At 69.7% G+C, this 10333-nt stretch carries 10 protein-coding genes and 1 pseudogene; 4 read left to right on the forward strand and 7 right to left on the reverse strand.

Annotated elements, in window-relative coordinates; translation table 11 throughout:
- Positions 1-3: 3 nt before the first annotated feature.
- On the reverse strand, positions 4-1233 hold the full coding sequence (locus KHA85_RS11100) for a DNA gyrase subunit A (protein WP_213185834.1): 1230 nt from the start codon (positions 1231-1233) through the stop codon (positions 4-6).
- A 254-nt stretch (positions 1234-1487) separates the two neighbouring features.
- Between KHA85_RS11100 and KHA85_RS11105 the strand changes: the two genes are divergently transcribed.
- Positions 1488-1922, forward strand: a complete 435-nt coding sequence (locus KHA85_RS11105; protein WP_232303156.1) for a hypothetical protein — start codon at positions 1488-1490, stop codon at positions 1920-1922.
- A 3-nt stretch (positions 1923-1925) separates the two neighbouring features.
- Here the strand turns inward: KHA85_RS11105 and KHA85_RS11110 are convergent, their stop codons facing one another.
- Positions 1926-2747: a tyrosine-protein phosphatase gene (locus KHA85_RS11110; protein WP_308936931.1), complete on the reverse strand. Its 822-nt coding sequence runs from the start codon at positions 2745-2747 to the stop codon at positions 1926-1928.
- Between the two features lie 241 nt (positions 2748-2988).
- Here KHA85_RS11110 and KHA85_RS11115 point away from each other — a divergent pair, with 241 nt between their 5' ends.
- Complete coding sequence (locus KHA85_RS11115; protein WP_236885542.1) at positions 2989-4716, forward strand: AMP-binding protein; 1728 nt, start codon at positions 2989-2991, stop codon at positions 4714-4716.
- Between the two features lie 2 nt (positions 4717-4718).
- The gene (locus tag KHA85_RS11120; RefSeq protein ID WP_213185836.1) at positions 4719-5816 is read left to right on the forward strand and encodes an SMP-30/gluconolactonase/LRE family protein; all 1098 of its coding nucleotides are present in this window, start codon (positions 4719-4721) and stop codon (positions 5814-5816) included.
- Between the two features lie 562 nt (positions 5817-6378).
- Here the strand turns inward: KHA85_RS11120 and KHA85_RS11125 are convergent.
- From KHA85_RS11125 to KHA85_RS11145, 5 genes and pseudogenes are all read right to left on the reverse strand, one after another.
- Positions 6379-7155, reverse strand: a pseudogene (locus KHA85_RS11125) (IS481 family transposase); the annotation flags it as partial.
- A 1-nt stretch (position 7156) separates the two neighbouring features.
- Positions 7157-7651: a twin-arginine translocase TatA/TatE family subunit gene (locus KHA85_RS11130; protein WP_063972874.1), complete on the reverse strand. Its 495-nt coding sequence runs from the start codon at positions 7649-7651 to the stop codon at positions 7157-7159.
- A complete protein-coding gene (tatC, locus tag KHA85_RS11135; RefSeq protein ID WP_063972873.1) occupies positions 7639-8448 on the reverse strand; it encodes a twin-arginine translocase subunit TatC in 810 nt (269 codons plus the stop codon). The genes KHA85_RS11130 and tatC overlap by 13 nt, the downstream gene beginning before the upstream one ends.
- Positions 8445-8708, reverse strand: coding sequence for a twin-arginine translocase TatA/TatE family subunit (tatA, locus tag KHA85_RS11140; protein ID WP_082904419.1), 264 nt, complete (start codon positions 8706-8708; stop codon positions 8445-8447). The genes tatC and tatA overlap by 4 nt, the downstream gene beginning before the upstream one ends.
- A 63-nt stretch (positions 8709-8771) precedes the next feature.
- A complete protein-coding gene (locus tag KHA85_RS11145) occupies positions 8772-9812 on the reverse strand; it encodes a dioxygenase family protein (protein ID WP_063972872.1) in 1041 nt (346 codons plus the stop codon).
- 175 nt (positions 9813-9987) lie between these two features.
- On the opposite strand from KHA85_RS11145, the gene KHA85_RS11150 reads away from it, so the two are divergent.
- Positions 9988-10293, forward strand: a complete 306-nt coding sequence (locus KHA85_RS11150; protein WP_165928558.1) for a transposase — start codon at positions 9988-9990, stop codon at positions 10291-10293.
- Positions 10294-10333: the final 40 nt, after the last annotated feature.

Below are 10333 nucleotides of genomic sequence, written 5' to 3' on the forward strand. Positions count from 1 at the left end.
GCCTCAGCCGAGGTTGGTCCACACCACCCGTCCGGCGGCGACCGCCGCCAGCGCGGAGTCGCACGGGGCGCCCGCCGTGAACGCCTGGTACAGCTCCACCAGCAGGTCGACGACGGAATCCCACAGCCGGTGCAGGGGTTGCCCACCGCCGTACGCCCACACCGAGCCGGCGGCGGGGCCTCCCCGGTACGACACCGCGTAACCGAAGCCGCTCCGCTCGGCGATCGGCCACATCCGCCCGGCCCAGGTCGCGTCGCCTCCCGGCTCGAACCCGAGGACGCCCGCACCCATTGCGTCCTCGTACCGGGCCGCCTGCACGTCGAAGCCGCGCTCGGTGGTCAGCGGCTCCGCAAACGGCAACAGGCCCTCCACCGAGTCCAGCCCCGTTCGCCGCAGGTGCCACAGCAGGGTGCGGATGCCGGTCTCGTCATCCACGCCGGACCCGTCCAGCAGGACCCCGCTAGGGCTGTCCGAACTGCGCGGATCGTCCACCGCCACCACCGCCGGCGCCGGAGCGGGCACCCGGAGGAGCTCGGCGAGCGCGTCACACAGCTCGCCGATCTGCTCGTCCAAGACCGCCGACGCCTCCTGCTCGACGGCCACTGACCGGCGCCCCGGGCGGGAGGGCCCCGCCGGGGCGGCGGCGATGGGCGCCGGATCGCGCGGCGCGGCGAGATCGTCTGTGGGAGCCGGATCGGGGACCACGTCGCCCCACGACGCGGCCATCGCGCCACTGATCCGGGCGAGTGCGCCGTCGAATTCGGCGCTCCACTCGTCATCGGGCCCTGCGGGGGCAGGAGAATCGGAGTCAACATCTGCGGGAAGCGGTGCTGCATGGGCGGGTTCCGCGTAGGCGAGGCCCGAGGCGGCGGATTGCCCGTCGCCGGGCGCCGACTCCTGGACACCGCCGTCCGCGGGGACCGCGGGCAGCACCCCGGTGACGTCGGCCAGGAGCTCCAGCCGGGCGCGGCGTCCGCCGGCCAGCCGCTCGCGTTCCGAGCGGGTGAACGACATCACCTGCAACGTGAGCAAGAGCGCGGCCTGGCGTCCCGTGAAGCCGAAGTCGCGTTTGAGGGCACGGCGCGCCTCGACGGGAGAGTCGGCGTCGTGGATGACGGCCATCACCGCGTTCAGGTCATCGCAGGCGCGGAGGATCGCCTCGGCCTCGTCCCACGCCCGTCCGACCTCGTCGGATGGCTCGAACCACCCACCGATGGCACCGGCAGCGCCCACGTCAAACCCCCCAGGCAGTCACACGATCCGGACCCGAGCCCCCTCGGATCCCCGGGCATCCTACGCCCAGCCATCGGCCGGTGGTGGGTCGGAGACAGGGCGCGCCCAGAGGGGCCGGAGAGACGCGAGTGACACCGCTGTGACGGACCTCTCCGCGTGCGGAAAACGCCGTGTACCAGCGGGGACGGGGCCGCCCGACGATCGCGCGCGAGGACGGTAGCCCGGTGCGAACGCCGGTGCGTACGGTCGAGGACATGAGCGAACGCCTGATGATCCGGGACCGCGAGGCCTTCCCGGATGAGCGCCGAGCGGAGCCCGCGCGCCCGGACGACGGGCTCGCCGGCGGCGCGAGCGGCAGGGCCGGCGCGAGTGCTGGGGACAGCGTCGGCGCCGGCGGGAGCGACAGCGCCGGCGGGAGCGGCCACGCCACGGTGTTCCCCGCTCCGCTGACGACCATCGCCGCCGCGCTCGTCGGCGGGTTCCTGGGCCTCGCGGCCGTCTACGGGGTGGCCGAGCGACTGGCGGACACCCTGGCCGGTGTCGCCGCCGTGGTCATGATTTTCGCCGTCACCCTGGCCGGGCCGCGCGTCCACGCCGGCGCCCGGACCGAGGTGGGGCGCACCGTCGCGGTGGTGCTGCAGTCCGTCGGCTTCGGCGGCGTCCTCGGCGCACTGCTCATCCTGACCTGAGGCTCAGCGGGACCGGAGCCGGGCCGTCAGCTCGTCGACGACCTCGGCGTCCACGCCCGCGCCCTCCACGAGGTAGCGCCTGGCGTCACCGAACTCGCGGGCCAGGGCATCCAGCGAGCGGCGCAGGTTGGCCTCCTCCACGCCGATGAGGACCTCGACGGCCTCCAGCTGCTCGGGCATCTCGGACTGCACGTGCGCGCGGATCGCCGCCACGAAGTCCGCGGACATCTCGCGGGTGAGCAAGTAGTCGCCGACGACGTCCTCCTCCCGCACCCCCACCAGCAGCTGCAACAGGGCCGACACCCAGCCGGTGCGGTCCTTGCCGGCCGTGCAGTGCACGATCGCCGGCCCCGGCGACACCGCGAGCGCGTGGACGGCGCGGCCGAATGCCCCGCGCTCGTGGTCGCCGAGGACGAACCGCTCGTAGGTCTCGGCCATCTCGCGGCGGGCCTCCTCGACGCCGACCAGGCCGGTCGTGGTGAGCGTCGCCGCGGACGTGTGTCCGCCCAGCACGTCGATCGGCACGTACTCGGCGCCGGCGGGGACGACGTCGGGCTGTCTCTCGATCTCCGCGCCGGTGCGTAGATCGACCACCGCGGTCACGCCGAGCCGCTCGAGGACCCCTAGATCCTCCTCGCCCACGGACAGCGCGGTGGACCGGAAGACGACACCGCGGGTCATCGAGCCGGACGGCCGGAGGGCGTACCCGGGGCCGGCCACGTCCCGGAAGTTGTGGACGCTGCTCAGCCGGATCTCCCCGACCACGAACCCGTCGCGGCGGAGGCCGACCTCGTCGTCGTCGTCGACACCTACTCCGACATCCACTCCGGCACCCACTCCGACACCCGGTGCCGCGCTGCGGTTTCCGCCCGGTTCCGCCACCATCCCACGCCCTCCACGATCCCGGCGCGCCCGCGCGGCGCGCCACGCCTCGTTCCTACCCGATCGGGCTCCGCGACGGTGACCAGACGGCGGCAGACCGGCCGGAAAAGCGCTGCTGACACGTGTCAATGTCGCCGCCCGTTTCCGGCGTGGAACGGGTTCCCATCGCCTATTGTGCGATCTCATGAGTAGAACAGATTTCAATCCCGGCCACGCCATGCAGCACGAGACGTTCGGCGACATCCTGCTGGAGCGGTCGACCGACGATCACCCGGGACTGCTGTTCGAGGACTCCTCGTGGACCTGGCGGGAGTTCGTGGCCGAGTCCGCCGTCCGCGCGGAGATCCTGCGCGGCTGGTCCGACGAGTACTCCTCCTCCTACGCCGAGCGCCCCGACCCCTACAAGCGCCTCCACGTGGGCATCCTCCTGGAGAACGTGCCGGAGTACCTGTTCATCCTGTGCGGTGCGGCGCTCGCGGGCGTCACGATCATCGGCATCAACCCCACCCGTCGCGGCGCCGAGCTCGCCTCCGACATCCGCGGCGTGGACTGCGACGTGATCCTCACCGACGCCGACGGCAGCGCGCTGCTCGACGGCCTCGACACGGGCGCCGTCGCCTCGTTCGACATCGACTCCGAGCAGTGGCGCGGCCTGCTCGCCGACCACGCCGGCGCCGAGCCCCGCCTGCACCCGGAGGACGCGCGCGACCCCCACACCCTGCTCGCGCTGCTGTTCACCTCGGGCTCCACGGGCGCGCCCAAGGCCGTCATGTGCTCGACCGGCCGCACGGCGATGCTCGGCACGATCAACTACCGCGGCCTCGTCCGCGACGACGTCGCCTACAGCGCCATGCCGCTGTTCCACGGCAACGCCCTGTTCGCCGCCTTCGCGCCCGCCGCGTACGTAGGCTGCACGTTCGCGATGCGCCGCAAGTTCTCGGCCTCCGGCTTCCTGCCCGACGTGCTGAAGTTCGACGCGACGTACTTCAACTACGTCGGCCGCTCCCTGTCCTACATCCTCGCCCAGCCCGAGGTGCCCGAGGAGAAGCAGACGCGCCTGCGGGTCGTCTTCGGCACCGAGGCCTCCGTCCACGACCGCGTGGAGTTCGAGCGCCGCTTCGGCGTGACCCCTCTCGAGTCGTACGGTTCGAGCGAGGGCGGCGTGGTCATCAGCCACACCGAGGACACCCCGCCCGGCGCGCTCGGCGTGGCCGGCGCCTACATGGACGTCGCGATCCTCGACGAGGAGGGCAACGAGTGCCCGATCGCCGAGTTCGACGACGAGGGCGGCCTGACCAACGCGGGCGAGGCGATCGGCGAGATCTGCAACCTCACCGGCGCCAAGCTATTCGAGGGCTACTACCGCAACCCGGAGGCCACCGCCGAGCGCAACATCGGCGAGGTCTACCACTCCGGCGACCTGGGATACAAGGACGCGGACGGCTACTTCTACTTCGCCGGCCGCTCCGGCGACAAGATCCGCGTGGACAGCGAGAACTTCTCCGCCGGCCCCGTCGAGCGGATCCTCGACCGCTTCCCCGGCGTGCTCGTCGTGGCGGTCTACCCGGTGCCTGACCCGCGCACCGGCGACCAGGTGATGGCCGCGATCCAGCTGGAGCCCGGCGTGGAGTTCGACGCCGACGCGTTCACGGAGTTCTGCCGCACCCAGCCCGACATGGGGACCAAGTGGGCGCCGCGGTTCGTTCGTATCATGAAGGAGATGCCCGTCACCGCCACCCGCAAGATCTCCAAGCCCAGCCTGCGACGCGAGTCGTGGATCGAGCCGGGCGAGGTCTACCTGCGCGGTGGCGCCGACAAGTCGGACGACGTGTACCGGCCCCTCACCGACGCCGCCCGCGAGGCGCTGCTCGCCGAGTACCAGCTCCACGGACGCCGGCCGGCCGGGGTCTGACGATGGGAGCCCGGCGGAACCTGCGCGCGGTGTCCGTCGGGCTCGCCGTGGTGCTCGCGCCGGCGGCCCTCGTGCCCGCCGCTGCGGCGGCGGTCCCGCCCGGTTCTGTCGAGGACGCGGCCGGGTCGGTCGGCTCGGCGGCGGTGCCGATCGAGGACGCGCTGGGATCGGTCGGTCCCCACGGCGGCTCGGCCGCCGCGCTCGACGCCGGGTCGGGGCTGGTCAGCGCGCCGGGCTCGGTCGGGACGCCGGGCTCGGTCGGCGCGCCGATCGCGCCCTGCCCCGGCCCCGCGCCGCGCGTGTCGACTTTCGGCGACGCCCCCGTGCCGGTGGTGGGCTGGACCGAGAACCTCGCCTTGGATGCCGACGGCCGCCTGTGGGTGTCCAAGACGTTCCTGAACCGGGTCGACGCCTACGATCCCGACGGCCGCGTGGTGGCGTCGGTCGCCGTCCGCGCGCCGGGTGGGATCGCGCTCGGCCCCGACGGGCGCATGCACGTCGCCGCCGGCACGGGGTACCTGGCCGACCGGTCCGACGTGGTGACGTTCGACCCGACCGCCGAGCGCCCCGAGGCGCGGATCGAGGCGCGCCTGGACGCCCGGATGAACGGCCTGGCCGTGGACGCCGCCGGGAACCGGTACCTGACCAGCCTGGAGACGGACCGACTGACCCGGGTCACCGCGGCCGGCGAGGTCGACGACGAGTGGTCACGCCGCGCGGCGATCGGCGTGTCCAATGGGATCGCGATCGAGGGCGACACCGCGTACGTCACCCAGTCGACCACGCGCACCGTGGTGCTGGAGGTGCCGCTGGACCGACCGGAGGCGACGACGACGAGGGAGCTCACCACCCCACCCGAGATCGCCCGCGGGCTCGACGATCTGGCCGTGACCCCGCAGGCCCTCTACGTGACGTCGTGGACCACCGGCGAGGTGTTCCGAGTCGACCGCGGCACCGGCGACGCGTGCGTCCTGGTCGGCGGGATTTCACGCGCCACGGCCGTGGTCGTGGCCGACGGGTTCGGGGAATTCGCCGAGCGCGACCTGCTGGTCACGTCGCTACACGGGCCGATCCGGCACGTACGGCTGGCGGAGGCCTGACGGCGACCGTGTCGAGTCATGCCGAGGCCATCGCGTCACACTCGGCCGCGCCTCCACGCCCACACCGATAGCCCCACCGCGGCCAGCGCGAGTATCGGGAGAATCCATGCCCCCACCGAACGAGCCTGCATCAACCAGTAAAACTCAGGGCCCGCGACACCGATCACAGCCTGTCTGTTCGTCAGCGGCATGTACCTCCACCAACCACCGGGCTCGCCGAAAGCAGGGAGCCACACGTGAAGCGACCCGGCCACCAACAACGCCGCCGCCGGGAAGGACAGCCAGAACCACGGGAACCCTCCGCGGGGCTGCCGGGCTCGCCGAGGCAGGACGGCAGCGCCGACCAGCACCACCATCAGCACGGCGAATATCCACACCCAGAGCATGACGGCCACGTTAACCCCACCACGCTGGCGACAGTCGCTCTCTCTCGGATACCAAGGCCGAGCTATCAATCGCGCACATAATCACAAGTAGATCGCCCCGGGTCCTGGATGCCATCGTGTTAGCCGACTCTCGGATCGGATCGGATCGACCGTCGACATGGCCATACCGGCAACCGCTAGGTGTACTGCCCACGCAGGTTGTGTACGCGGTCTGCGGGTGAGGCGCCTCGTAGTGCGGTGTGGCCGCGGTGGAAGTTGTAGTGGTGTAGGAACGCCGGGAGGCGAGCCGCGCGGTCGGACTCGCTGACGTACGCGGCGGCGTAAGCCCATTCCTCGAGCATCGTGCGGTTGTAGCGCTCGACCTTGCCATTGGTCTGCGGCCGGTACGGGCGGGTTCGCCTGTGCTTGATCTCCGGCCCGAGGGCGTCGGCGAAGGCGTGGGAGCGGTAGCAGGAGCCGTTGTCGGTCAGGACCCGGCGCACGGTGATCCCGGCGTCGGCGAAGAAGGCGCCTGCCCGCTTCCAGAATCCGGCAGCGGTCTCTTTGCGCTCGTCTTCCAGCAACTCAGTGTAGGCCAGACGCGAGTGGTCGTCGACGGCATTGTGGATGTACCAGTACCCGGTCCCTGCTCGCCGGTTTCGACGCCCTTTGGCGCGGCCGTGGACCTTGTGCCCGCCGCCGTCCGGGATGCGGCCGAGCTTCTTGATGTCCACGTGCACCAGATCGCCTGGCGCTGCGTGCTCGAATCGGCGCACCTGCCGCTTGCCCGCACGCACCGGCGCGCCGGTGGCCGGGTCGGTGAACGCCAACCTGACGCAGCCGTAGCGGGACAGGATCTTGTGCACAGTCGAGGGCTGCATGCCCAGGTGGTAGGCGATCCGTGCGGGCCCCCAGCGGCGGGACACGCGCAGGCCGATCACCCGCCGTTCCCGCCGACGCGGCGTCTGGGTCGGGTCAGACTTCGACGTGTTCAGGCTCGTCCACCAAGTTTGTGCCGCATGCGGCGATCCGGCGGGGGTCATCGAGCGGGAGCGAGTCGATGGGTAGGCGAACCGGATGAGCTGCCGACCCGGTGGTGATGTACTTCTGCCCCGGGCGCACGCGACTGGCTTGCTCTGCCAGGTCGGCTCCAGTCTCGGCTGGCTCTACCTCGCGGCTACTCTCCGTGCCCGCCACAGGTGAGATCGCAGTGCTGTCAGGCTCATCGAGCGCCTCGCGCACGATCAGACGAGGGTCGTATTGCCGCAGGTTCAGCGATTGCCAGTCGGCGCGCTGCAGGGGTATCCCCATCTCTTTCTCGGCCGTTGTGCGGGTCATGTCGATGAAGGCCCGCAGCGCGCGGACGGTCTCGGCGAGTTTCTGCGCGTAGATCGGCAGATTGTGTGGACCGAGGATGACCCCGGCGATGATCGCGAGCAATAGCAGCTTCTCGAACGTCAGACCGAACATGGTGCAGATCCCTGCCTTTCCGCCGAAAGGTCGGCGACCTCAGCGGTGACAGCTCGGCGGTCCGCCCGGCTGTCACGTAGTTGGGTAATCGCCAGCGCGCCGGCGAACAGAATGGTCATGGGGACCGCGACCAGGAACATCGACAGCACGTCGGCGGCGGGGGTCACCAGTGCGCTGAACAGCGCGATACCGACGACGATGAGACGCCAGCTGCCTCGGATGGTCTTCGCCGAGACCAGATCGAGGAAGTTGAGCAGGACGACAAAGACGGGCAGCACGAATGCCACTCCGGTCGCCAGCACGATCTTCATCACGAAGTCCACGTAGTAGGTGGCGGTCAAGATGGTGGCGTCCTCGTTGGAGGACAATCCGGCCAGGAGCCGCACCATTTGCGGGAACAGCAGGAATCCGAACGCGACTCCGGTGGCGAACAGGGGGATCGCGCTCAATGCGAATCCGACGGTGTACTTTTTCTCCCTCGCGGTCATCCCGGGCACCGCGAACCCGAACAACTCGAGAAGCCACACCGGGCTCGCCAGCAGCACGCCTGTGAAGAGTGCGATTTTGAGCTTGAGGTCGAACGCCCCGGTCACCGTGTCATAGTTCAGGCTCGCCTGCCGATACCGGGCGATCTCATCGATCGGGGCTCGCAGCACGTCAAGGATCTGGTCAGAGAGCAAATAGCCCGCGACGATGCCGACGAGCAATGCCACCGCCGCGCGAATGGCGCGGTTGCGCATTTCTCGGACATGGTCGGAGAGAAGCATCGTTCCCCGTGCGGCGGTGGCGGCGGTCATGATGCCCTGCTGACCGGGTTCAGGTCTGGGCGGCCAGTGACCGGTGCGGTCTGATGATCGGTGGCCTCGGCCACTGCCGGGGCCATGGTGCTGGCAGTTGGCGATGGGTCCGCGTCGGTCCCCTCGCGGACTTCGTCTTTGAGGATCCGCATCGACTGGCCGACGCTCTTGGCCAGCGCCGGCAGTTTCGACGCCCCGAACACGAGAAGGATAATGGCGAGGATGACCAGGGCGTGCCAGCCTGTGAGATTGTGCAACATGAAGTCGCTCCTAGAGGTAGAAGGTCAGATCGAGCGGGGTGTGCCACCGTGGTGGCGGGTTGATTAGTTGCTCGGCGGGCCGCCGTTAGGTGGCGTACCGCCACCGGGAGGCATCCCGCCGCCACCACCGCCACCGGGCGGCATCCCACCGCCGCCACCACCACCGGGCGGCATCCCGCCGCCACCGCCGCCGCTGGTGGCTTCGGTCGTGGTGTCGACGCCGACGGCCAATGTGCCGACGTACCCGGAAGTGATGTCGCCGGTGATGGTGGGCACCTGAAGGTTCCAGTCGCCCTCGGCGAAAATGCCGTCATCAGAGATCGCGGCGCCCACACCGGCGAGGTTCTCGGCAGAGCCGGCGTACGCATCGAGTGCGTAGATGTCAGTCAGCATGTCCGGGGGGAAGGCCAGCTGGGATGTCGCGATGACGTTGGCCACCTCGGTCGCGGACTGCTCGTCGGGATAGACCTCGAAGTGGATGTGGGTCCATCGGCCTGTGTAGCAGCCTGGAACGATGGTCTTGAAGGTCAACTCGCCATTGGCGTCAGCGACCTGGATGCCGCGTAGGTACGTCTCGTCCTCAGCGCCCTGGGAGTACATCGAGTAGAGGCCCTGGGCGTCACACTGCCACGCGTAGACTGCCGCACCCTCGAAGGGGGCGTTGCCGTTAGCCATGTCAGTGACGACGAACGTGAGCTCAAACGGCACACCCTCAACGGTCGTTCCACCGTCGAGGCTGGAAGTCAAATCACTGCGCACGATTCCCGACTCCTGCAACACGTTGACACCATTGGTGCCATCAGCCGGGTAGGGGCCGTTGGTCTCCTCGGGAATCTCAGCAATCGAGGACCCGGAGGCAGCGGTGGTCGTGGAACCAGACACCGAGCCGGCACTGCTCGAGCTGGAACTGCCCGGATAGCAGGCGGCGAGAGTGACCGCGCCGACTCCCGCTCCGACCAGGCCCAGCATCCGTCGGCGGGTGACCAAAGTACTGGCGTCGAAACCCGCGCCCTGATCGACCAGTTCATCGTCTGGGCGGGCCAGCAGACGGCCCTCGTACACCGGCCCGTCCGGGGTCCGATCAGCTTCAGGGACGTAGTTCATGGTGCTTGCTCCTAGCTCGTAGGCGTCGGGGGTGTGAGCACCAATCTGACGGCCGTTCCTGGCAACTGCCTGTACGCGCACTGTAGGTCTGGTGGGAGTACGCCATTGCTCGCGAGAGTGAATCGCCCCGGGTTTGATGGAGACATCGAATGCCCGGGAAGGGATCATCAGAACCATGGGAGCACCTCGCAAGTACCCGGACGAGCTTCGTGAACGAGCCACACGAATGGCGTTGGAAGCCTTGGCCGACCCCGATCGCTCACACGGTGCGATCGTGCGGGTCGCCGAGCAGCTCGGCGTGCACCGCGAAGCGCTACGGACCTGGGTGCGCAAAGCCCAGGCCGAGGGCCAAGACGCCTCGTCGGTGTCCGCCGATCGCGACGCCCGCCTGGCCCAGCTGGAGAAGGAGAACCGCGAGCTACGGCGGGCAAACACGATCTTGAAGCAGGCGTCGGCTTTCTTCGCATCAGTACCAAAATGATGGTGCCCGGTGAGGTTGGCTCTTTTTTTCGCTGCCGAAG

It is taken from the genome of Dietzia massiliensis (genome assembly GCF_018390595.1).
Taxonomy (GTDB): domain Bacteria; phylum Actinomycetota; class Actinomycetes; order Mycobacteriales; family Mycobacteriaceae; genus Dietzia; species Dietzia massiliensis.